The organism is Acinetobacter sp. BHS4, assembly GCF_018454425.1.
GTDB lineage: Bacteria > Pseudomonadota > Gammaproteobacteria > Pseudomonadales > Moraxellaceae > Acinetobacter > Acinetobacter pittii.
This window is the reverse complement of sequence record NZ_CP075323.1, coordinates 2,173,023-2,196,467: the sequence shown is the minus strand read 5'-3', so window position 1 is coordinate 2,196,467 and position 23,445 is coordinate 2,173,023. Positions and strand designations below refer to the sequence as shown.

Below are 23,445 nucleotides of genomic sequence, written 5' to 3'. Positions count from 1 at the left end.
GAAAATACGTTATTTTGCGTATATGTGCGTATTCGAGAAAATCGCCATGATAATTGACTTTTGGCATAAGGATTGCTGGGTTTAATGCAGCCACAAGCCAAACATGAGTGTTATGCCAGATTCTTCACGCCCCCAACAAGCCCCACAACGTGTGATCAAAACACGCCGTGAATATAATATTTGGGTGGCAGATGAAAGTATTGAAGATTATGCGCTCCGCTATGCACCCACCTCTGTACGTAAATGGTCACCTTGGACTGTGACCAACACCGCAATTTCGACCGTTAGCTTTTTGGCGATGGAAGCCATTGGGGCGACTATGCTTTGGCAGTATGGCTTTAGCAATGCAGTATGGGCAGCAATAGTCGTATGTACCATTATATTTTTAACCAGTTGGCCGATTAGTTACTACGCCGCAAAATATAATGTAGACGTCGATTTGCTTACTCGTGGTGCAGGTTTCGGCTACATTGGCTCAACCATTACATCTCTGATTTATGCCAGCTTTACCTTTATTTTGCTTGCGTTTGAAGCCGCAATTATGGCGATGGCACTTGAGCTGGCTTTAGGTATTCCACAAGTCATTGGTTACTTAATTTCGGCATTAGTGATTTTGCCTTTAGTGGTCAAAGGTATTGGTTTTATTAATAAAGTTCAGGCAATCACACAGCCAATCTGGCTCTTATTGCTGTTATTACCGTGGTTTTTTGTACTTTGGAAACAACCACAAATTTTAAGTAGTAGTTTGCATTTTGTTGGTGCGGTTTCAAACTCGACTGATTTTAATCTGTATTACTTTGGTGCGGCGTGCACTCTTATTTTTTCATTTGTGATCCAAATTGGTGAGCAAGCTGACTATTTACGCTTCTTACCGCAAAAAGAAAAGAACAGAACCGCATGGCGTTTTGCCGTTTTTCTAGGTGGTCCATCTTGGATTATTTTTGGATTTCTAAAAGTTTTGATGGGCATGCTGCTGATGGTGTTGGCTTTTCAGTTGTTTATTCCTGTCTCTGAACTAGATAATCCGACTTATTTGTATTGGGTCGCCTATCAACAATTTATTCCAAATCCTCAGCTAGCGTTAATATTGACTCTAGCGCTAGTTTGCTTGGCGCAAATTAAAATTAATATGACCAATGCCTACGCTGGCTCATTGGCATGGTCCAACTTTTTTGCGCGCTTAACTCATAGCCATCCGGGGCGAATTGTTTGGCTTCTTTTTAACGTTTTTATTGCCATTGTTTTGATGGAAATGGGCATTAGCCATGCGGTTGAACGTATTTTGGGACTATATAGCAATATCGCTTTGGCATGGATTGGCGCCGTTGTTGCCGATTTAATTATCTGTAAGCCTTTAGGCTTAAGCCCAAAGGGAATTGAATTTCGCCGTGCTTATTTATATGACATCAATCCCGTAGGTGTAGGCGCGTTACTCATCGCTTCAGTGTTATCGATGCTGAGCTATTTGGGCTTTTTCGGTCTCATGGCGAAAGGTTTAGCAAGTTTCATTGCTTTGGGGAGTGCGGTGTTATGCGTTCCTATTATTGCTTACCTAACTAAAGCCAAATATTACATTGCACGCCAGCCTGAAAAAATTCAGGCGACTTCGGTTGCTAACTGTGTCGTGTGTGAACGGGATTATGAGCTTGCTGATATGGCGGGTTGCCCAGCCTATAACGGTACGATTTGCTCTCTATGCTGTTCACTTGAAGCACGCTGTCACGATTTATGTAAACCCGATGCACGTTGGTCAGTACAGCTCAAAAAAGCCATCTGGCACTATTTACCAGAACGTTGGGCTAGCCGTTTAAATAGCAGGGTCAGTTTGTATTTATTATTGACTTTAGGGCTGTCTATTGTTTTGGCAGTGAGTTTAAGTCTGGTTTATATCCAAGAAAAAACCTATTTAGAAACCATTAATGCCGCAGCCGTTCCTCAGTTATTTACACTGTTTGTCAAAATTTACACCATTTTATTTTTATTAATGAGTGTTGCTGCATGGTGGTTAGTGTTAAACGATGAAAGTCGTCGCAATGCCGAAATCGAAACGCATCAGCAAACTGCATTATTGATTGATGAAATTGCTGCCCATGAAGTCACTTCAAAAGACCTGCAAGATGCCAGAATTTCAGCAGAACGGGCAAATGATGCAAAAAGCCGTTATGTCATTGGCATTAGTCACGAACTAAGAACGCCTCTAAATAGTATTTTAGGCTATAGCCAATTGCTTCAAAAACAAGAGCAGCTTTCAGAACAAGGCAAAATGGCGCTCGGGGTGATTAGCCGTAGTGGGCAACATCTGACTTCACTGATTGATGGTTTACTAGATTTAGCACGCATTGAAACAGGCAAAATTTCTTTAAATGTGGTGGATGTTCATTTCCCCAATTTTATAGAACAGATTATTCAAATGTTTCAGCCACAGTTTGAACAGAAGAATTTGCAGTTTGTTTATGAAATTGGAGATAACCTGCCGCACTATGTTCGTACCGACAAAAAACGCTTAGAACAGATACTTATTAACTTACTAGGCAATGCTTTAAAGTTTACAACGAGCGGCACAATTACATTGAAAGTCGAGTACAGATTTCAAACAGCATATTTTGAAATTAGAGATACGGGCTGTGGTATTGCCGAGGCAGATTTAGAACGAATTTTTAACCCGTTTGAACGGGGCAGCAATGTAGTGCAAGGTGGATTTACCGGAACAGGGCTAGGCCTACCCATTGTAAAATTGTTGGTCGATTTACTCGGTGGACAGCTATCTGTGACTAGTCAGCTCAATCAGGGTTCACAATTTAAGATTAAGTTTTACTTACCTTCAAAAGAAGTGGTTCATCCAATTTCTAATGTTTATTCCAACCAGATTACTGGTTATCAAGGCGAACGAAAACGAATTTTAGTTGTCGATAATGAAGCGGTGGACCGAGGCCTAGTCGCTAATTTTCTAAAACCTTTGGGATTTATGATTGAAGAAGCCGAGTCGGGCATTGATTGTTTAAGACGTGTACCTATTTTTCAGCCGAACCTGATTTTGATGGATTTAAATATGCCTTTGATGGGCGGGTGGGAAACTGCGCGTTTGTTACGTCAGAATAATATTACCAATGTACCGATCTTAATTATTTCGGCCAATGCAGGCGAGCGTGAAGTCAATCCACAAGATGCGGTCTTAAGTGAAGACTTTATGTTAAAACCAATCGACCTGAATTTGTTGCTCAGTAAAATTGGAGATAAGTTAGGTTTGACATGGATTGATTCCAAATCAGATGCACACCTTGAAAATAATGAAGTTCAAGCATTGGATGTAAAAGTGTTTAAGCAAGAGCAAGCCACTGTTCATACATCAATTACACAACCAGAAAATAATGATCTGCTCGATTTACCGCAAAGCTTGCAGCATTTAAATGATTTAATTGGGCAGGGTTACATTCGAGGAATTCAACAGACTTTAACGCAATGCCGTCAAAATTTTCCGGAGCATGATGAGTTATGGGAACAGCTTGAACAGGCGATTCAAAAGTTTGATTTAAAACACGCGCAACGATTAATTCAGGATAAGCAATGAGTACGCAACATGTTTCTTTTCAGCAAGCTTCACCAAATGAGCAAGCTGTTATTCTGATTGTGGATGATGTGCCAGAAAATTTAGGCTTGCTACATGAAAGTCTAGATCAGGCAGGTTATCGCGTACTTGTCACAACCGATGGGTTAAGTGCTATTGAAATAGCACACCGATGCTTACCAGATATGATTTTACTCGATGGCAATATGCCACATATGGACGGTTTTGAAAGTTGTATACAACTTAAAGCGAGTCCAATTACGCAGTTTATTCCCGTCATTTTTATGACAGGTTTGTCTGAGACAGAACATATTGTGCGTGGTTTTCAGGTCGGTGGGGTAGACTATGTAACCAAACCTCTGAATATTGAAGAAGTATTAGCAAGGGTAAAAACACATTTGGCACATGCCAAACTATTGCAGCAACAAAAACAGGTGATTGATGCAACGGAAACAGCCATTCTTGCGCTAGATGTTCACGGTAAAATTGTTTGGAAAACCCAAAAAGCCAGTGATTTACTGAATCAATATTTACCTGAGTTAGAGGGCTTTGAAGCAGGCTTAAAAGCTTGGTTTTCAGACTTAGAGCAAGAAAAAGACCCCAAAAAAATAACAAGCTGTTCTTATTCAACGCCATCTCAGCAATTACAGCTTTTATTGCTTACGCCGTGGCAAACTGAACCAAGTGTGGCAAAAAATTATCTGATACAGATTAAGACTTCTACGTCGGCTTTGGAAATGGCTGATATTTTGAAATATTGCCCACAGTTGACTCAACGTGAGGCCGAAGTCATGCACTGGTTGTTGTTAGGCAAAACCAATAAAGATATTGCAGAAATTTTGGAGCTGAGCCCACGGACGGTGAACAAGCATTTAGAGCATGTTTTTGAAAAACTTTGCGTTGAAAACCGAACTGCTGCTGTGGCGCACATTAATAGTCTGGTACAAGAGTTTCACTAATTTAATTGACGATTGTATTTAAAAAGCATACAGACTCACTGCTAAAAATAGTCTATTTTTTTACACTTAAATTTGTTCTTATAGATAAAGATATATAAAGTCATTTTTAAATAAATTTGAGCCATAATACGAGGAATTCATTGTGAATATTCAACAAAAAGATGATGCAAAACACGGCAGCTTTAGCTTACTTGATGGTGAAACCGTTGCGGGTGAAATGACTTATACATGGGCAGGCGAAGGCATGCTGATTATTGACGCTACAGATGTAAATGAAAATTATCGGGGACAAGGCGTAGGTCGCCAATTACTTGATGCTTTGGTGGCTTTTGTTCGTGAAAAAGACGTAAAAGTAATTCCGCTTTGCCCATATGCTAAATCGGTTTTTGATAAAGACCCAAGCATTGGTGATGTACTTAGAAAATAAACAATAGATTGAAAATCATTTAATAAAAATCGGGCCTTGGTGTCCGATTTTTTATTGGTTTTATTATTCATCTTTGTTTTAGTGAATATGTTTTGAGCGGTTGTATTCAATTGATTCGAAGGTTTTCGATTGCCAGATCGAATTTATCAAACTTATAGAAAAGCTTATCTAATAAAAATAGTTTTAGACCAATTGGGAAAAAAATAAACTCGTTGCACAAATATTTAATAGCTGACGAAAGCTAAATATTTATAACGTTTTAATATTATTTGTTGGAATTTTCCTTGAACTGGCAGTATATCCATAGTGTGTTGCCGCAATTTTTCTCTGCAACTTTGACCACGCTGAAAATTTCAATTATCAGCATTATTCTGGCCATTATTGTAGGGCTGATTTGCAGCATTTTAATCACATATCGCGTGCGGGTGCTAAATAGAATTGCCCAGTTCTATATTGAGTTATCTCGAAATACCCCTTTATTAATTCAACTGTTCTTTTTGTATTACGGTTTGCCAAAACTCGGTATAAAAATCGATGGTTTCGCTTGTGGTGTGATCGGATTGACCTTTTTAGGTGGAAGCTATATGGCCGAAGCATTCCGAGCAGGTTTGCAGTCTGTTGCAAAAGGGCAGATTGACTCTGCAAAAAGTATTGGTCTACAACCGATTCAAATTTTTAGATATGTCATTTTTCCTCAAGCACTGGCTATTTCAATTCCGGCAATAGGGGCAAATTGTCTATTTCTGATTAAAGAAAGTTCTGTGGTTAGTGCCATTGCTGTTGTTGAACTGCTTTTTGTCACCAAAGACTTAATTGGCATGGACTATAAAACCACCGAAGCTTTGTTTTTACTCATCATGGCTTATCTGATTATTTTATTACCCGTGTCTATTTTAACCAGTTATCTGGAGCACAGAAGTCGGAAGGTGAGCCATGGAACTTGATTATCTATTTCAAGCGAGTCACCTCGAACGTTTAATGTGGGGACTTTGGGTAACTGCAAAAATTGCATTTATTTCAGTGTTTTTCTCTGCAATTTTTGGCACAGTTTTCGGCGTCATTATGACTTCTAAAAACATAGTCGTTAAAGCATTGTGCCGCCTGTACTTAGAAGCGATTCGAATCATTCCAATTTTAGTTTTGCTGTTTGTGTTTTATTTCGGCTTTGCGACATGGTTTAACTGGCAGTTTTCCGCAATGTGGGTCTGCGTTGTTGTGTTTGTTTTATGGGGTACGGCAGAAATGGGCGATTTGGTTCGTGCAGCCATTACTTCAATTGACCAGCATCAACGCGATTCAGCCTATGCGCTCGGACTTACCCATGTTCAAGCCTTGGTCTACGTCATTTTTCCGCAAAGTCTAAAACGAGTAACTCCAGGCGCGATTAACTTATTTACCCGAATGGTGAAAACCAGCTCTTTGGCAGTCCTGATTGGGGTGGTTGAGGTCATTAAAGTTGGTCAGCAAATTATTGAAAATTCGCTGTTGACCGTGCCGAGCGCTTCTCTTTGGATTTATGGCTTTATTTTTATTTTGTACTTTCTGATTTGCTATCCCTTATCTCGTTTGGCGGCACATTTAGAAAAGGTCTGGGAGTAATTATGCCTTTGTTATCGATACAACAATTACAGAAATCATTTGCACAAAGTCATATTTTACAGGGCATTGATCTGGATGTAGAACAAGGAGAAGTGGTTGTTATTTTAGGCCCATCGGGCTGCGGTAAAAGTACCTTACTGCGTTGTATTAATGGCTTAGAACCGATTCAGGGTGGTGAAATTCGTTTAACTGGCTCAGGTGTACTCGGTAAAGATGTGGACTGGACTAATGCTCGTCAGAAAATTGGCATGGTTTTTCAGAACTATGAGTTATTTGGGCATATGAATGTCATTGACAATATTTTGCTTGGACCCCTCAAAGTACAAAAACGTCATCGTGATGAAGCTGAACAAGTAGCAGATGAGTTGTTAAAGCGAGTGGGGCTATTTGAGCGAAAACTTGATTATCCACGCCAGCTTTCAGGTGGACAAAAACAACGTATCGCTATTGTGCGTTCGCTAGTTATGCAACCTAAAGTCATTTTACTTGATGAAATCACTGCTGCGCTTGACCCAGAAATGGTCAGAGAAGTGCTCGATGTCGTACTCAAATTGGCGAATGAAGGAATGACCATGTTGATTGTGACACATGAGATGTCCTTTGCCCGCAAGGTTGCTGACCGCATTATTTTTATGGATAAGGGCAAGATTATTGAACAGGCTTCACCAGAAGAATTTTTTGAACAGCCGAAAACAGAACGAGCGAAAGCCTTTCTAAATATTTTGTCGTACTAAATTTTTATTATTTGAATCATGAGGAAGTGAATGTTTAAACGTAATTCAATAAAAATATTAAGTAGTCTTGCGGTAGCTGGGGTTTTATTAACTGCATGTAGTAAAACGCCATCAACTGAACAGGCAAGCAATAGTCAAGAAGACCATTCTTTAGAGCAAGTCAAAAAAAATGGAGTTCTACGCGTTGCTGTTTTTGCTGATGATCCGCCGTTTGGTTATGTAGATAGTGCGGGGAATAATCAGGGCTTTGATGTGGCTTTAGCAAAACGGGTAACTAAAGATTTGCTCGGTGATGAAAAGAAAGTTGAGTTTATTGTGACTGAAGCTTCAAATCGGGTTGAGTTTTTAAAATCAAATCGTGCCGATGTTGTATTCGCGACATTTACGGTAACGCCTGAACGCAAGGAAGTTGTAGATTTTGCTGAGCCTTATTTAAAAGGTGCTTTTGGTATTGTCTCGCCTAAAGCCAAACCGATTACAGATATTGCCCAATTAGAAGGTAAGACCTTAATTGTCAATAAAGGCACAAGTTCAGATACCTACTTTACCAAGCATTATCCGAAAGTGAATTTACTCAAGTTTGAAAGAAACTCAGATGCTTTCAAAGCCTTAACTGATGGTCGTGGTGACGCGATTTCACAAGATAGTACTTATGCTTTGGCATGGGCCGCGAAGAACCCAAGTTATGTGGCGGGTATTCAGTCTATTGGTGATCAAGAGTTTATTGCACCAGCAGTGAAAAAGGGCAATACCCAATTATTGAATTGGCTCAATACTGAAATCAAGCAGCTCAGAACAAGTGGTGAAATTAAGAAAATTTATGATGAAACCTTGAAACCAATTTACGGCGACTCGGTCAATCCGAATGTGTTTTTAGATGTAGGCCAATAATTTTTGATATCGCTAGAGCAGTGTCTAAAATTAGGCGCTGCTATTTTTAAATAAGACTTTTACAAGAACGAGAGGGTGAAATAATGACAACATTAACATTTCAAAACGTGAAGCATATTTTAGCTGCGTCTTTACTGAGTTTAGGTTTGGTTGCATGTGATAAAGGAACTCAATCTACTGAAAAAACGGCCAATACCACACAAACTGTATCGAGTATTGAACAGATCAAAAAGAATGGTGTGGTACGAATTGGCGTATTTAGTGATAAACCGCCGTTTGGATATTTAGATGCTCAAGGTAAAAACCAAGGCTTTGATGTAGAGATTGCCAAGCATGTCGCTAAAGATTTGCTCGGTGATGAAAACAAAGTGGAGTTTGTTTTAACTGAAGCGGCTAACCGCGTTGAATATTTAAAAGCCAATAAAGTAGATATTATTTTTGCCAACTTTACTGTCACACCAGAACGTAAAGAAGTGGTCGATTTTGCTAAACCTTATTTAAAAGTTGCTTTGGGTGTGGTTTCTCCTAAAAGTCATCCGATAACCGATGTGGCCCAACTGAAAGATAAAACTTTGTTGGTAAACAAAGGTACAACGGCTGATTCATTCTTCACCAAGACTCATCCTGAAATTAAACTACAAAAGTATGAACAAAACACTGAAACTTTTGATGCTTTAAAAGATGGTCGTGGTGCTGCGCTTGCCCATGATAACTTGTTGGTTTTAGCTTGGGCTAAAGAAAATCCAAATTACACCGTTGGCATTACCAATTTAGGTGAGCAGGACTTAATTGCACCAGCAGTGAAAAAGGGGGATAAAGAGTTATTGGACTGGTTGAACCAAGATTTAGAGAAACTGGCAAAAGAAGGTGTGATTCATCAGGCTTATGAAAAAACGTTAAAACCAGTCTATGGCGATACGATTAATCCAAAAGATCTATTAGTTGAGTAATCGTGCTAATAACGATTAGAACTCTAGATAGTCTTTGCTCGAGTTAGGAGCCGACTAGATTTTTAAAGTTGGCTCTGCTGCTAGTTTATCTGCCAAATATTGAATCAATACACTTAATTTAGGCGGGACATGCCGTGTCGGTGGGTAAAGTAACCACAGCCCGCCACTATAATAGGTTTTAAAATACCAGTCTGGTAAAACCTGAACTAAGGTACCTTGTTGTAGAGCATGGCGTGCAACGAAGTATGGCAGGCTCGCAATACCTAAATGCTGTAATGCAGCACTCAGACGCACACCCGTATGGTTTGCAGCATAACGGCCACGCACAGCCACACTGATCGATTTGTTTCCTTGCTGAAATTTCCATTTTGAGTCACTGGCTTGTTCGCCCAAGTAAATACATTCATGCTGTTTTAAATCATGAGGATGGTTCGGAGTGCCATGCTTGGCCAAATACTCAGGTGTAGCACAAACTAAATGGTCAATATCAATCAGCTTTCGACCCATAAGGCCACCCGGTGGTTGCTCTGTAATTCGAAGCGCTAAATCGACTCCATCATCAATGAGATCTACATAGCGATCTTCTAAAAGCATTTGTATATCAATTTTCGGGTAGCGTTCTAAAAATTCGGGTAAATGCGGATGAATCATAAAATGTCCCACAGCTTTGGGAGCACTCATGCGAATAATACCTTCGGGTTCGACATGGAATTGGCCCGAACTTTCCATGACTGCTTGCGCAGCATTCACCATATCTAAACAACGTTGATAAACCTGTTGTCCACTTTCACTTAAACGAAGTTTCCGTGTAGTCCGATAGAGTAAGCGGGTGCCTAAAGCACGTTCTAATCGAGCAATCGCACGGCTAACAGCAGAAGGCGTAGTTCCGAGTTGCCTTGCGGTTTCAGAAAAACTTTCTGACTCGACCACCTTAACGAAGGTCGCCATTTCATTTAACAGAACCAGACTTTGATTTGTGCTCATGAGGCAAAAGTTATTTGGATTTTGATTAGATTATCGCGTCTAAAAAATCGCAATACAATCTTTTAGGTGATTTTCAGGAAACTAAATTGTTATGTGGCAGTTGTATGGACATGAGTTTTTAACGCTAGCTCTTATTCACTTTATGGCGGTGATTTTACCGGGACCAGATTTTGTGATTACGGTAAGGCAAAGTGTACGTTATGGCTACCTGATTGGATGTCTAACCGCAATTGGTATTGGTGTCGGGATTTCAGTGCATGTGTTTTATACACTTATTGGTATTGGCTTTTTGATTCAGCAAAGTGAATGGCTCATGTCTCTGATCAGAACAGCAGGGGCAGCTTATTTGATTTATTTAGGATGGCAGTGTTTACGTAGCCAGCCGAATACAAATCTTGAGATCAATAACCAAACTGATAGTGATGCTCCAAATTTGTTTAAAGCTTTTACGATGGGTTTTCTTACCAATGCGTTAAACCCAAAAGCCACTATCTTTTTTCTGGCAATTTTTACAACGATTGTAAGTACAACCACACCAATGAAAGTTCAGGTTTTTTATGGTGTGTGGATGTGTATGGTCAATGCCATCTGGTTTATGGTGGTGAGTGTACTGTTTGCACAGCCTATTGTACGTAAACGGTTTTTGGAGTTTGGAGTGTATTTTGAGCGGGTGATGGGAGTTTTATTAATTGGGATTGCATTGAGATTGATTTGGGGATTGTTTAATTAAGTTGGTTTTATTTATAAGTGGATGGGGTGGCGCGACGGAGTCTTACCGTTTATACGTCATAATAAAGTAGCTAATTCTGTTACTTTTTTTGGAAAAAGTAACCAAAAAACTTTGTCATCTACAGAACCTGTTCACTGTTTTCATCTATCAGGAAATGTTGCAAAAACATTATTTTTATAAATTATGGGCAGGCTGTAGATGACTCTTAGCACGAGCCGAAGGCTAATTCAGAAATCGAATTTAAAATAACAAGACTCCGCAGTGATAACTACTTTGAGTTGTCCGAACTATTGATGACTCTTAATTTGAGCTAAAATCATCTGCAACCTGCATGGTATTAAATAGTTTATGTTTCTGCGATATATCGATTAGATATAAGAAGAGGACAGGTTTTGCAGATGAAAATGCTTTTGCTTACTTTGGGCGAAACCAAAGTAAGTCTAGCCGAAGGCTAATTCAGAAATCGAATTTAAAATAATAAGACTCCACTGTAATAGCTACTTTGACTTGTTACTTCATATATAACTTTTGGGCTCAAGTAGTTTTAATAAATAATCCATAAAAAAGACCGCCCAAAAGCAGTCTTTTCTCAAAAAAATAAATTTAACTAGTACGCCTATTACGCGTCAGTTGATGTAACACCGACACCAATAAATCAATTTCTTCAGTCGTATTATAAAAAGCCAAAGACGGACGCACGGTCTGTTCTACACCAAAACGACGTAAAATTGGCTGTGCACAGTGATGGCCAGAACGTACCGCAATGCCATGTTGATTTAAAGCTTTACCGACTTGTTCGGTTGAATAGCCTTGTAAAGTAAAGGACATCACACTGGCTTTATGATGTGCGGTTCCGATCAGACGTAAACCAGACACACTGCTCAGTGCATTTTGACCATATTCGAGTAGATCATGTTCATAGCGAGCAATGTTATGAATACCTAGACTTTCGACATATTCAAGTGCAGCGCCTAAACCAACGGCATCGGCAATGTTTCCAGTTCCAGCTTCAAACTTGTTTGGTGCAGGTTGGTAAACCACTTGTTCGAAGGTCACATCCTGAATCATGTTACCGCCGCCTTCCCAAACAGGCATGCTTTCAAGTAGTTCTGGTTTTGCATAGACCGCACCAATACCCGTCGGCCCAAACACTTTATGTCCAGAAAATACAAAAAAGTCTGCATCGAGAGCTTGTACATCGGTAGGGATGTGCGAAACAGATTGCGCGCCGTCAACTAAAACACGTACACCTTTGGCATGGGCAATTTTAATGACTTCAGCAACAGGTGTAACTGTTCCTAAAGCATTCGAAACTTGAGTAATCGATAGCAGTTTAGTGCGCTCATTAATCAGTTTTGGCAACTCTTCTAAAATAATCTGGCCCGTGTCATCCACAGGAATGACTCGTAATTTCGCTCCAGTTTTTTTAGTGAGTTGATACCAAGGCACAATATTGGCATGGTGTTCTAAGTGAGAAACGATAATTTCATCACCTTCACCAATATTTTGCTCACCCCATGTTTTTGCAATCAGGTTAATGCCTTCGGTTGTTCCTCGAACAAAGATAATTTCTTTAGAAGAGGGTGCACCAATGAATCGGGCAACTACATTTCTTGCATGCTCATAGGCATCGGTTGCACGAGCCGCTAACTCATGGGCAGCACGGTGAATATTTGAGTTTTCATGCTGATAAAAATAAGCAATCCGGTCAATCACACGCTGCGGTTTTTGTGTGGTCGCTGCATTATCAAACCAGACCAAAGGTCGACCGTTGACGCGTTCCTGTAAAATTGGAAAATCGCGACGTATGGCATGTACATCGAGTGGTTGAGCACTACTTGCTACAAAAGTGGGTTGCGATGGTTGATAGTGACTATAACTTTGTCCACTTTGAGGCAAGTCTAAAAAATAAAATGCAGAGCTTGCCGAGCTTTGGGGAGTCTTGTTCGTTGCAAAACGATCTTCCGTCAGCAATGATTTCAGCTGGTCACCATGTGGTAACTGAAAAGACTGCGCAATCGAATAATTATCTTCAACACCTTTAACAGATGGTTCTACTGCATTTAGAGCAGAAAAATCATTTAAAAAATAATAAGGTGATTCACCTGCACCCGTTGGTAAGCTTGGTTCAATGCGTGGCACATTGGGTTCACTATGAGCAGCTTGTGGTAAATGTGGCTCAAATGGTGGGCGCGGCAAATTAGCTCCACCAACCACAGGCGCAGACGCTACAATTCGACGTTCAGGGTAGTCTGGCAAATTTGGAATATGCTCAGGATATTCTGGATTAAGACTTTTCTGAAAGGCGATATTGGGCGCACGACCACTGAGAGCAGAGAATGGTTCACCCGGTTGTGGAGGGTGCGGTGGCGCTCCGACAGGTAAGTCCAAGTTAAGGCCCGATGAAGAAGTCGAACTGCTTGAGCTTGGTAATGCTGAAAAAAACTCATTAGCAAGTCGAGCAATGGTGGACTCATCAGGGAAGTTGGCTGGTGGGTTAACACTAGTCACTTCAGGCCCCGTTGGACTACCTTGCAGATTACTTGTAGTTAACTGGGTAGTCATGATATTTGTCCACCTCCACATCATCTAATACTGCCAACGCATCATCAGTGAGTACTGCAAGTGAGCAATATAACGAGATTAGATACGACGCAATCGCGTTACGGTTAATTCCCATAAAGCGTACTGAAAGCCCTGGTGACTGTTCACCAGCAAGACCTGGTTGGAACAAACCAACAATCCCTTGACGCTTTTCACCTACACGAAGCAGCAAGATTTTAGTTTTGCCATCTTCTACAGGAATTTTATTAGATGGAATGAGTGGAATTCCGCGCCATGTAATGAATTGCGAACCAAATAAGCTAACCGTTGGAGGTGGTACACCACGGCGTGTACATTCACGTCCAAATGCTGCAATCGCATCAGGATGCGCTAAGAAAAACCCCGGTTCTTTCCAGACTTTACGTAATAAGTCATCAAGATCATCTGGAGTAGGTGGGCCATTTAAAGTCGAAATACGTTGGTCATCTGTCACACTTGCCAGTAAACCGTATTCAGGATTATTGATGAGCTCACTTTCTTGACGTTCTTTAATGGTTTCAATGGTTAAGCGAAGTTGTTCTTTAATTTGGTCATGTGGGCTACTATAAAGGTCGGCTACACGTGTATGCACATCTAAAACTGTAGATACACCATTTAAAAAGTATTCGCGTGGCTCAGGGTCATAATCAACAAAAGTTTGTGGCAAAGTGGCTTCATCACGTTGTGTGCAAGCCACCTGAATATCATCGGTATTATTGACACGGTTTAGGCGATAAATACCTGCTTCAACAGGAATCCACTGAAGTAAGTGAGTCAACCAGCGGGGAGTAATTGTAGAAAGCTGGGGAGCTGTCTTGGTTGCATTGGCCAATTGACGGGCCGCATGGTCCCCAAGTGCAAGTTGGGCTTTGTCTGTATTTTTCGCCATGAATCATTTTTCCTTATTACATTGGCTTTTTGAAAATAAAAATTCTAGGATGCATATAAACTAGAATTAGTTCTGGTTTTAAAATTAAAATCGCGTTATAAATTTTTTAAATACTGAGCTTATTAATGAGTTATCTATTTTCTAAATAAAAATATATTTAAACTAGAAATAAGCATTTTATTAATCTGCACGTTCTTTGTTTATTTATCTCCTTATCTATTTATTTCACATCTATAGTTTTTAACCGGCTATATGATTTTTTTGATAAGACTCATTCGGTGACTGTAAAATCTGACTACCTGCAGCAACACTATGGGTTAGCCAAACATTTCCCCCAATAATTGACCCTCGACCAATGGTAATACGGCCTAAAATAGTGGCACCTGCATAAATCACGACATCATCTTCAACAATCGGATGGCGTATATAGTCTTTTTTCAAAGCGCCATCATCATTGGTTTCAAAGCGTTTTGCTCCAAGGGTCACGGCCTGATAAATACGAACGCGTTCCCCAATCACACAAGTTTCGCCAATCACCACACCCGTACCATGATCAATGAAAAATCCTTTACCAATTTGCGCACCCGGATGAATATCAATACCCGTAGCAGAATGGGCCAACTCAGAAATAATACGTGACAATAAAGGCACTTGAGCATAGAGCTGATGGGCAATTCTGTGATAAATAATCGCAAATATGCCCGGATAGCAGAGTAATACTTCGTCTACACTATGTGCTGCTGGATCACCTTCATAAGCCGCCCGCACATCGCCGTCTAAAAGGCGCCGTATAGAGGGCAAAGTGTTGGCAAAATCCTGCACAATAGTTTGAGCAAGTTCTTGTGGCTGCTGCACTGGGCTTGAATGACTCAAATGTCGTTTCGCTTCATAATTCAAAGCCAGTTGTACTTGAGCATGTAAAGCTGTTAGCACCCGATTTAAGGTATAGGCAATATAAGAATCTTCAGTTTCTTGGCGTAAGTCGGCAGGGCCTAAACGCATTGGAAATAAAATCCCGCACAGGTCATCTAAAATGGCCTTTAAAGCTTCTTTAGATGGAAGTTCACGGCCTCCAAATTCTTTTGTTCTGTGCTGTTGCTGACGCCAGTCATGCCTTGCTTGTTGTAAACCTTGTACAACCGCATTAATGTTCCATTGAGTCACAAGCTTTCCTTGATTCACTGAAAATTGATTGAAGTATTAGTCTTGTTGCCAAGGAAGTTGGTGGATGCGCCAGCCATTTTTCTGATTACGCTGTTGCTGTTCATTTAGATCACCTTCAAAGCCTTCAAGAACGTTATAAATGTGTTCAAAACCTGCATTAAATGCGGCTTCGGCAGCTTGTGCTGAACGGTTGCCACTACGGCATAACAAAAGAATGGTTTTGTCTTTACCAACTTTTGATTCAAGTTCTTTTAAAAAGCGTGGATTACGATTAAATGACGTGCCTGTTGCCCATGCAACATGGATACTTTCAGGGACATAACCCACAAATTTGCGTTCTTCATTGGTACGCACATCAACTAAAACAGCTTCTCCTTGTTGTACGAGTTGCCATGCGTCAACAGGTGATAAACTGCCACTAAAATTTAGTTCGTGTTCTTGTGCATATTGCTGTGCTTTAGCAAGAATATCTTCGGCCGAAAAGGATGTATTTGAACCATTTGAGATAAAACCTTGTGGATTTTCAGTATTTAATTTAGCGTTCATTGAATATATCCTTATCTTTGATTCAGATTGTTAAGGTTCAATTTACGCGGTTTTAAATATAAGCAAAAATAAGGAATATCTATTTATATATATTATTTTGATAAATAAGAGCGGTGAATATTTTATATAAATTAGTATTAGTTAATTTTATAAAGTTATTAAAATAAAATAGATTTAAGAAATTTTATTATTTAGTAAAAACCGTACAGATTAAAATAATCCGCACGGTTTTTAAAATTAAGCAAATCCACCATTTACACGAATGACTTGAGAGTTTACCCAGCGCCCATCTGGACCAGCCAGCATGGCTACTACGCCAGCAATTTCGTCAGGTGTCCCGATTCGTTCCAATGGAGCAAGTTTTGCAATAGCCGCTACTTGCTCGTCAGTTTTTCCATTGTAAAAAAGGTCAGTGCCTGTCGGGCCGGGTGCAACGGCGTTTACAGTGATATTGCGTCCACGTAACTCATTTGCTAACACATGTACCAAACCTTCGACACCTGCTTTTGAAGCAATATAAGGACCATATGCCGGAAAAGATTTGGCAATTACACTGGTTGAAAGCGCAATAATCCGACCACCATCTGGCACTGTTTCGGCCGCATGTGCCAATATTAAAAACGCGCCACGTAAATTGGTATGAATCACTTTGTCGAAATCTGGCAGGCTTTCAGGTGTAATTTTTGCCATAGGCATAATACCGGCACTATGAACTACCACATCTAACCGACCGTTAATGGCCTTTGCTTCTTGAAACAAACGGCTCACCTCATGTTCATTTGCAACGTCCGCTTGAATAGCTGAGGCTTGACCACCTTGCTCAATAATATGTTCTACAGTGGCTTGGGCATGCGCTTTATTGCCAGCATAGTTAACAATCACATAAAAACCATCTTGAGCTAAGCGTTCTGCAATAGCACGGCCAATACCACGTGATGCGCCAGTAACCAGAGCTGTTTTTCTTGAAATATTCATTTTTAGATTGCCTGTTTGAGTAAGTATGGCTTATTTTAATAATATAGAAATATGGGATAAATCATCAGAATTGGATAAGATAATTCCATAAACATTAATAATGGGTAGGGTTAAAAGATAGCACCATGGACAAATTTGATACCTTGCAACTTTTTACCCGCATCGTAGAGCTGGGTAGTTTTAGTCAGGCAGCCGATCAGCTAAATATCCCACGCGCTACAGCAAGTAATGCCATTAAGGAGTTAGAGAATAACTTACAGTGCCGTTTACTAGAGCGGACGACTCGGCATGTAAGGCCATCACTAGATGGACAGGCATTTTATGAACGCTGCACACAAATATTATCGGAACTTGATGATGCCGAATCATCTTTACGCAATGTAATTGCTCAGCCCCGTGGTTTATTACGTGTCGATTTATCAGGAGCACATGCAACTAAAATTGTTTTACCCAATATCGACCAATTTCACGAGTTATACCCTGACATTGAACTGGTAATCAGTACGGGGGATCGCTTGGTTGATCTGATTAGGGAAGGGATAGACTGCGTAGTGAGGGCGGGGCGTTTAGATGATTCCACTTTAATTGCCAGACATTTGGTCGATATGCCACAAGTCATTTGTGCAAGTCCTGACTATTTAAATAAACATGGAACGCCAGAGCAACCAGAAGATTTGTTATCACATTATTGTGTTAATTTCTTCTCGACATCAGGCGGGCGAAATTATCCATTTGAATTAATGGTGAATGGTAAAAAACAAGATTATTTTTTGAAAAGCTGGATTGCGGTAAATGACGCTGAAAACTATGTATTATCTGCCTTACAAGGGGCTGGCTTAATTCAAGTACCGCGCTACCATGTGGCAAATGAATTAAAAAATGGACGTCTAGTTGAGGTTTTATCTGAGTGGGAAATTCCGAAGATGTCAGTTTCTGCTTTATATCCGCAGCATCGGCAGCTCTCACCACGCGTACGAGTTTTTGTAGCTTGGCTGAGTGAGTTATACACGAGTTATTTTGCCAACTTTGAATACCCGCAAAAATGAAATATCTTGCGGGTAAGTCAAAAACTGAATGATATTTTTAAGACTGATTCTGTAATTTATCTTGAGTCTTGGTCTCAAAATCACTTGCATCATGGCGTTCATGCAACTGCGTAGCTAAATCACCAAAGGTACGATTTACCATACGGCCACGTTGTACCGCAGGGCGCGCTAAAATCGCATCTGCCCAACGTTGAACATTTTTATATTGATCGACACCTAAAAACTCCGCGCCGTTATACACCCAGTTTTTAACAAGACCGCCATACCAAGGGAACGCTGCAATATCAGCGATGCTATATTCAGAACCAGCCAAATATTCGTTTTTTGCCAGATGCTGATCTAATACATCAAGTAAGCGTTTTGTTTCCATTGCAAAGCGGTTAATCGCATATTCAATTTTAACAGGGGCATAAGCATAAAAATGTCCAAAACCACCACCTAAGTAAGGTGCACTGCCCATTTGCCAGAATAACCAATTGAGGCATTCAGTACGTGCAGCGATATCAGTCGGAATAAACGCTTTAAACTTTTCAGCCAAGTAAAGCAAAATTGAGCCAGATTCAAATACTCTTAATGGCGGTTTTTGGCTATGGTCAACCAATGCTGGAATTTTAGAGTTGGGATTAATTTCTACAAAGCCACTGCCAAATTGCTGTCCTTCTCCGATTTTAATCAGCCAAGCATCATATTCAGCATCTTTATGTCCTAACGCTAAAAGCTCTTCAAGCAAAATAGTAACTTTTTGACCATTAGGCGTTGCTAAAGAGTAGAGTTGGAGCGGATGTTTTCCTACTGGAAGTGTATGCTCGTAACGCGCACCTGAGGTAGGTTGGTTTAAATCGGTTTTTTCTCCAGTCCATTGCCAAACTTGTGGAGGAATATAGTTTGAATCACTCATTTTTTATCTCATGTTTGGTGTAAATATAAGGGTTTAGTTATGTCGTAAGGCAAGCCATTTTTGTACGCTCGGACGTTGCCATTGCTGTAATGCATAGGTTTTTAAACGCTGTGGTACAGCATCACCATTTTGAATAAGGCGTTGCAACATCAGGGCAAGTTCAGCATCCACAATACTCCATGAACCAAAAAGAAATTCAGCATCAGACGCAAGAAGTTTTTCTGCAACAAAGAAAAGTTTCTCGGCTGCTTTTTTGCCTTCTTCTGAAAGTGGAGTGGACTTGGGCTGAATAAAAATAACATCGGTTGGACGCTCAGTTCTTAGTGCCACTAAGTCCGATCTGAGCCATGCCTGAATTTGTCGTGCTCTTGCGCGAGCTTGAATATCTTTCGGATAAATAGCTGTGTTTGGATAAAGTTCTTCTAAATATTCCAAAATGGCAGAAGATTCTGATAAGGCAAAATCGTTATGCTCAAGTACAGGCACTTTAGCTGTTAATGACTTTTCTACAAAAGATGTTTCAAACTGGCCTTGCTGAGCTAAGTCGATGGTTGCTATTTCAAATGGAATTTGTTTTTCGTGTAGTCCTACAAAAACTGTAAATGCATAGGGACTTAGAAATTGTGAATCTGTATACAGCTTAAAATGCTCGTTATTCATTGTTATTGTCCGTGTGATAAACAGATGGGTCTAGTCTAAGTGAGCTAAGCCAAGATTGGGTAGCTTTTTTGTGGAAAAGCTTTATCGGTTTTTGAACTAAGCTATTTCGGTGGTCAACGTTAGGGTTTAATGTGCTGAAAATGTTGACGAACAATGCTAAGCCAAGCTTGTACTGCTGGTGAGACAGGAAGATTCTTTTTCCAAGCCATCACTAAGTGCCACTGAATATTTGGTTTTTCGAGTGGCACTGCTGCAAATAAACTAGGGTCAAGCATGTCGGTATAATATTGAGGGAGAAGCGCAATTCCCATACGTTGTAACACCATGTCTGCCAAGAGATGCCATTGGCTGGTACGGCAAGCAATGGTTGGGTAAAAACCATGCTGCTTACAAGCATCGAGAATAATACTGTTTAAAGAGAAATTTTCAGGAAACATTAAAAATGATTGGTGTTGTAGCTCTTCTAGATTTATTTTTTTGCGGGTTGCCCAAGTTGCATCACGACGTAAAAGTACCATTAAAGGGTAGTTACATAATTCGATGCTATTAAAAGTTTGTTTATCAAAAGGCTGCAATAAAACACCAACGTCTAGCTCATTATTGAGTAAAGCCTGTTCAATACCGCGTGAACCCACTTCCATAAAAGCCAATTCAATATCTGGCCATTGACGATGAAAGTCAAATAGGGCAGTCGTTAGGAGCTGCGAACCTAAAGGTGGAACGCCAAGTTTTAAAGTACCTGTTTTTAATTGTTGGTAGTTTTCTATCTCAAGAAAGATGTTTTGCTCTGCCTGAAGAAGTTCGACCGCATGTTGATAAATACGCTCTCCAATTTCGGTTAATTCAATTTGTCTTTTTCGTCCATGATCGGGTTTAACCAAAAGCTGTACCTGAAGTTGCTCTTCGAGTTGTTGTAATATTTTACTAATGGTGGGCTGAGTCAGATATAACTCTTCAGCAGTACGGGTAAAACTTTTAGTTTTAACCAGAGTAACAAAGCACTGTAATGATTTTAGAGAAAGCATAATAAAGAATAGATTATTCCATTTTGGAATAATATTAACATGAATAATTCATATTTAGCAGGTTTAACCAAGCTAGCATAATAGTGTAGTTAACCATTTAATTTCGAAAAATGAGTACTGAATCTGCTTCTGGAACACCCTCACAACCATCACTGTTCGTGTTAGTTAAACAAATTCTCATTTTGGCTGGATTTTGGTGGATCGGATATCTCTTACACCAAAAACTCGGTGTGCCTGTCTCGGCAGGTATTTTAGGTATGTTTTTATTGCTTTTATGCCTGTTCTTTAAAATTATCAAAATGGATCAGGTGGCAATGGGAGCAACTGTGGTTTTAGGTGAGCTATTACTGTTTTTTGTGCCTGTAGTCGTTGCCGTTGTCCAGTATAAAACCTTGTTTATGACCGAAGGATGGCAAATCGTCTTAAGTATTGCGGTTGGAACCATTTTAGTCATGTTAAGCACTTCACTGACTATTCATTATTACAATCGTTTGAAGGCTTACTTACAGGCTCGAAAACGTCTTCAACATAAGCATATCTAAAGAGCATAATGACATGAATATCTGGTCAATTCTTTGTCTCATCTGGACTTTGGTCGCTTATGTTGTGGCAAAGCGAATCTATCAAAAACATCCAAAACTTTGGTTATCACCCGCAATTAGTGTGCCTGTACTTACCATCATTTTGATGACGATTTTTGGAATTTCATACCAAACTTATTCAGAAGATACCCAGTGGATTGTTAATTTATTAGGTCCTGCAACGGTAGCTTTCGCCATACCGATTTATCGCTATCGGGAAACGATTCGTAAAAACCTCGGAGTTCTTACGATTGCGATTATTGTGGGCATGAGTGTAGGCGTGATGACTGCCTATAAAATGGCGCAGTGGTTCCACTTTAGCCCTGAAGTCACCAACAGTTTGATGGCACGTTCTATTTCAACACCTTTTGCCATGATTTTAGCTGAAGATATTCATGGTTCGGCGGCATTGGTTTCCCTATTTACTGTTATTACCGGTTTGGTCGGTATGATTTGTGGCGATGCAATTTTGGCAATTACTAAAATCCGTTCTAATGTGGCAAATGGTGCCGCCTTGGGTAACGCAGCGCATGGTTTTGGTACAGTCAGAGCACAGCAAAGAAATAGTGAAGAAGGGGTGATTGCCAGTTTAACTATGGTTATTGCTGGCATTTTAATGGTACTCATTGGGCCATTTGCCATTCATCTATGGTTGCTGTTGTAGGCCTTATCTAAAAAGGCCTGTCATATTGTTGAATAATCTTTGATAATTTTTTGATAGCTTGTTGCATCAGTTCGGGTTCAAAATCGCCTAAGCCGACAATTAAACCCGAACGTCGCCGCTCTTTTGAAAATGTCGGTGAAATTGCTTTGATGGCAATACCTGCATCGACTGCCGAGCTTGCAACGTCAATATCATTAATATGCTGAGCAAGCCATAACACCATGTGCATGCCTTGATCGCCCGGTTGTAACCAAGCAAACTCTTGAGGTATGTATTTTTCAATCAAGCCAATAATGTATTCACGGACTTCCGCATAGACATTCCGAGTCCGTCGGATATGCCGTTCTAAATAACCCTCTTGAATAAAAGCAGCCAAAACGTGTTGGTCGGCAGCAGGCGGGTGTCTATCAATTAATACTCTAAGCCCACAAAAAGGAGCTACCAGTTCTTTAGGCAACACTGCATAGCCAAGCCTAAGCGATGGAAATAAGACTTTGCTGAAAGTCCCAAGATAAATGACTTGGTCAGGTGCCATGCCTTGTAAAGATGGGAAGGGCTGACCGTTGTAACGAAGTTCACTGTCATAATCATCTTCAATGATCCATGCATTTTGCTGTTTTGCCCAAGCTAATAATGCCGTGCGTCTTGCTAGACTCATCGGCATACCCAATGGATATTGGTGAGAGGGTGTTACAAACGCAGCACGCGCTTGTTTAGAAAGTTTAATTCCGGTTTCAACCTGAATGCCTTCTTCATCAACAGGAACACGCACCATTCGAATGTTTTGTACAGTATGCTCAAAAATGGCTGTTGTACCGCGATAAGCCGGATCTTCAACCCAAACTTCATCTTTCGCCTCAAATAAAATTTGGCTGCAAATATAAAGTGACTGTTGAATGCCAGGTGTAATCACAATTTGTTCAGGTTCGCAGTGGACAGAACGTGACCGTCGTATATAGTCTGCTATAGCAATTCTTAGTGATAATACACCTTGAGGTTCACCATAACCTGATGGAGCACCTGCTCCCCGTGATCTAAATTTATTACCAAATTTACGCCAAATATCACTTGGTTGAGTACGTCCAACGGGGACAGATACCGCAAAAGGAACATGGGGAAGTGGTTTAAATTCATCAAGCACTTTGGCATATGAACGTGCCGATTTGGTCAAAGATATCGAGTTAGGTTTATTTTCTTTTGATGAATGTTGTATTACAGGTGTTTTAACCAAAGCATGAGACACATAAGTGCCAGTTCGTGGTTGAGAGTCAAACACACCTTCAGCTAAAAGCTGATCATAAGCTTCAATAATGGTTCCGCGAGCGACACCTAGGGTTAAAGCCAGTTCACGAGAAGAAGGCAATGGATCGCCGGGTTGTAAATCACCACTTTGTACAGCTTCACGTAAAGCTTGAGTCAGTTGAGCACTTATCTTTCCTTTGCTTTTATCAATCTTTGCAATAGACGGAAGTTCAACAACTTTTGCCATTCTTGCCATAATTCTGGTCTACTTAAAAAAATACAAAGTGGTTCTTTTTAATAAACCACAGAAACCAGAAAATTTACAACACAAAA

23 protein-coding genes and 1 pseudogene are annotated in these 23,445 nt (G+C 40.2%); 13 read left to right on the top strand and 11 right to left on the bottom strand.

Translation table 11 applies throughout. From position 1 onward, the window contains the following. The first annotated feature begins 103 nt into the window (after positions 1–103). The 3 genes from KIP84_RS10500 (at position 104) to KIP84_RS10490 (ending at position 4,951) form a co-directional block, all read left to right on the top strand. A complete protein-coding gene (locus tag KIP84_RS10500; RefSeq protein ID WP_213688422.1) occupies positions 104–3,568 on the top strand; it encodes an ATP-binding protein in 3,465 nt (1,154 codons plus the stop codon). Continuing rightward, on the top strand, positions 3,565–4,524 hold the full coding sequence (locus KIP84_RS10495) for a response regulator transcription factor (RefSeq protein WP_151827832.1): 960 nt from the start codon (positions 3,565–3,567) through the stop codon (positions 4,522–4,524). The genes KIP84_RS10500 and KIP84_RS10495 overlap by 4 nt, the downstream gene beginning before the upstream one ends. A 142-nt stretch (positions 4,525–4,666) precedes the next feature. Further along, positions 4,667–4,951, top strand: a complete 285-nt coding sequence (locus tag KIP84_RS10490; RefSeq protein WP_005069864.1) for a GNAT family N-acetyltransferase — start codon at positions 4,667–4,669, stop codon at positions 4,949–4,951. A 106-nt stretch (positions 4,952–5,057) separates the two neighbouring features. Here KIP84_RS10490 and KIP84_RS10485 read toward each other — a convergent pair whose 3' ends face one another. Then, positions 5,058–5,171, bottom strand: a complete 114-nt coding sequence (locus KIP84_RS10485; RefSeq protein WP_079748338.1) for a hypothetical protein — start codon at positions 5,169–5,171, stop codon at positions 5,058–5,060. A gap of 64 nt (positions 5,172–5,235) precedes the next feature. On the opposite strand from KIP84_RS10485, the gene KIP84_RS10480 reads away from it, so the two are divergent. The 5 genes from KIP84_RS10480 (at position 5,236) to KIP84_RS10460 (ending at position 9,125) form a co-directional block, all read left to right on the top strand. Then, positions 5,236–5,895 (top strand): amino acid ABC transporter permease, encoded by a 660-nt coding sequence (locus KIP84_RS10480; protein WP_002114214.1) that lies wholly within the window; start codon positions 5,236–5,238, stop codon positions 5,893–5,895. Next, on the top strand, positions 5,885–6,550 hold the full coding sequence (locus KIP84_RS10475) for an amino acid ABC transporter permease (RefSeq protein WP_151683885.1): 666 nt from the start codon (positions 5,885–5,887) through the stop codon (positions 6,548–6,550). The genes KIP84_RS10480 and KIP84_RS10475 overlap by 11 nt, the downstream gene beginning before the upstream one ends. A gap of 2 nt (positions 6,551–6,552) precedes the next feature. Then, complete coding sequence (locus tag KIP84_RS10470; RefSeq protein ID WP_001130360.1) at positions 6,553–7,284, top strand: amino acid ABC transporter ATP-binding protein; 732 nt, start codon at positions 6,553–6,555, stop codon at positions 7,282–7,284. A 30-nt stretch (positions 7,285–7,314) separates the two neighbouring features. After that, a complete protein-coding gene (locus tag KIP84_RS10465) occupies positions 7,315–8,175 on the top strand; it encodes a transporter substrate-binding domain-containing protein (protein WP_000476797.1) in 861 nt (286 codons plus the stop codon). A gap of 83 nt (positions 8,176–8,258) precedes the next feature. Continuing rightward, positions 8,259–9,125 carry a cysteine ABC transporter substrate-binding protein gene (locus tag KIP84_RS10460; protein ID WP_213688421.1) on the top strand — a complete coding sequence of 289 codons (867 nt, stop codon included), beginning with the start codon at positions 8,259–8,261 and terminating at the stop codon, positions 9,123–9,125. Positions 9,126–9,179: 54 nt separating this feature from the next. Here the strand turns inward: KIP84_RS10460 and KIP84_RS10455 are convergent, their stop codons facing one another. Further along, positions 9,180–10,109 (bottom strand): LysR family transcriptional regulator, encoded by a 930-nt coding sequence (locus KIP84_RS10455; protein ID WP_213688420.1) that lies wholly within the window; start codon positions 10,107–10,109, stop codon positions 9,180–9,182. Positions 10,110–10,200: 91 nt separating this feature from the next. On the opposite strand from KIP84_RS10455, the gene KIP84_RS10450 reads away from it, so the two are divergent. Then, positions 10,201–10,839 (top strand): LysE family translocator, encoded by a 639-nt coding sequence (locus KIP84_RS10450; protein ID WP_213688419.1) that lies wholly within the window; start codon positions 10,201–10,203, stop codon positions 10,837–10,839. Between the two features lie 88 nt (positions 10,840–10,927). After that, positions 10,928–11,048: pseudogene (locus KIP84_RS18810) on the top strand (hypothetical protein). Positions 11,049–11,442: 394 nt separating this feature from the next. On the opposite strand, the gene KIP84_RS10445 reads toward KIP84_RS18810, so the two are convergent. The 5 genes from KIP84_RS10445 to KIP84_RS10425 form a co-directional block, all read right to left on the bottom strand. Further along, positions 11,443–13,404 (bottom strand): family 2A encapsulin nanocompartment cargo protein cysteine desulfurase, encoded by a 1,962-nt coding sequence (locus KIP84_RS10445; protein WP_213688418.1) that lies wholly within the window; start codon positions 13,402–13,404, stop codon positions 11,443–11,445. Further along, the gene (locus KIP84_RS10440) at positions 13,379–14,311 is read right to left on the bottom strand and encodes a family 2A encapsulin nanocompartment shell protein (RefSeq protein WP_001107594.1); all 933 of its coding nucleotides are present in this window, start codon (positions 14,309–14,311) and stop codon (positions 13,379–13,381) included. Before KIP84_RS10440 ends, KIP84_RS10445 begins: the two co-directional genes overlap by 26 nt. 240 nt (positions 14,312–14,551) lie before the next feature. Beyond that, a complete protein-coding gene (gene epsC / locus KIP84_RS10435) occupies positions 14,552–15,493 on the bottom strand; it encodes a serine O-acetyltransferase EpsC (RefSeq protein WP_086238171.1) in 942 nt (313 codons plus the stop codon). Positions 15,494–15,511: 18 nt separating this feature from the next. Continuing rightward, on the bottom strand, positions 15,512–16,021 hold the full coding sequence (locus KIP84_RS10430; protein ID WP_213688417.1) for a rhodanese-like domain-containing protein: 510 nt from the start codon (positions 16,019–16,021) through the stop codon (positions 15,512–15,514). Between the two features lie 237 nt (positions 16,022–16,258). Next, complete coding sequence (locus KIP84_RS10425) at positions 16,259–16,996, bottom strand: SDR family oxidoreductase (protein WP_023896905.1); 738 nt, start codon at positions 16,994–16,996, stop codon at positions 16,259–16,261. A gap of 125 nt (positions 16,997–17,121) precedes the next feature. Between KIP84_RS10425 and KIP84_RS10420 the strand changes: the two genes are divergently transcribed. After that, the gene (locus KIP84_RS10420; RefSeq protein WP_031993582.1) at positions 17,122–18,042 is read left to right on the top strand and encodes a LysR family transcriptional regulator; all 921 of its coding nucleotides are present in this window, start codon (positions 17,122–17,124) and stop codon (positions 18,040–18,042) included. A gap of 37 nt (positions 18,043–18,079) precedes the next feature. Here the strand turns inward: KIP84_RS10420 and yghU are convergent, their stop codons facing one another. The 3 genes from yghU to KIP84_RS10405 all read right to left on the bottom strand — a co-directional run bounded on the left by yghU (position 18,080) and on the right by KIP84_RS10405 (position 20,625). Then, positions 18,080–18,940, bottom strand: a complete 861-nt coding sequence (gene yghU / locus KIP84_RS10415) for a glutathione-dependent disulfide-bond oxidoreductase (protein WP_031993581.1) — start codon at positions 18,938–18,940, stop codon at positions 18,080–18,082. 33 nt (positions 18,941–18,973) lie between these two features. Further along, positions 18,974–19,600 carry a glutathione transferase gene (gene yfcF / locus KIP84_RS10410; protein ID WP_213688416.1) on the bottom strand — a complete coding sequence of 209 codons (627 nt, stop codon included), beginning with the start codon at positions 19,598–19,600 and terminating at the stop codon, positions 18,974–18,976. A 119-nt stretch (positions 19,601–19,719) separates the two neighbouring features. Beyond that, positions 19,720–20,625 (bottom strand): LysR family transcriptional regulator, encoded by a 906-nt coding sequence (locus KIP84_RS10405; protein ID WP_000949920.1) that lies wholly within the window; start codon positions 20,623–20,625, stop codon positions 19,720–19,722. A gap of 110 nt (positions 20,626–20,735) precedes the next feature. Here KIP84_RS10405 and KIP84_RS10400 point away from each other — a divergent pair, with 110 nt between their 5' ends. Further along, on the top strand, positions 20,736–21,167 hold the full coding sequence (locus tag KIP84_RS10400) for a CidA/LrgA family protein (protein WP_000102767.1): 432 nt from the start codon (positions 20,736–20,738) through the stop codon (positions 21,165–21,167). A 13-nt stretch (positions 21,168–21,180) separates the two neighbouring features. Then, positions 21,181–21,870, top strand: coding sequence for an LrgB family protein (locus tag KIP84_RS10395; protein ID WP_001028714.1), 690 nt, complete (start codon positions 21,181–21,183; stop codon positions 21,868–21,870). 7 nt (positions 21,871–21,877) lie between these two features. On the opposite strand, the gene KIP84_RS10390 is transcribed toward KIP84_RS10395, so the two are convergent. After that, on the bottom strand, positions 21,878–23,368 hold the full coding sequence (locus KIP84_RS10390; protein ID WP_213688415.1) for a PLP-dependent aminotransferase family protein: 1,491 nt from the start codon (positions 23,366–23,368) through the stop codon (positions 21,878–21,880). Between the last annotated feature and the right edge of the window lie 77 nt (positions 23,369–23,445).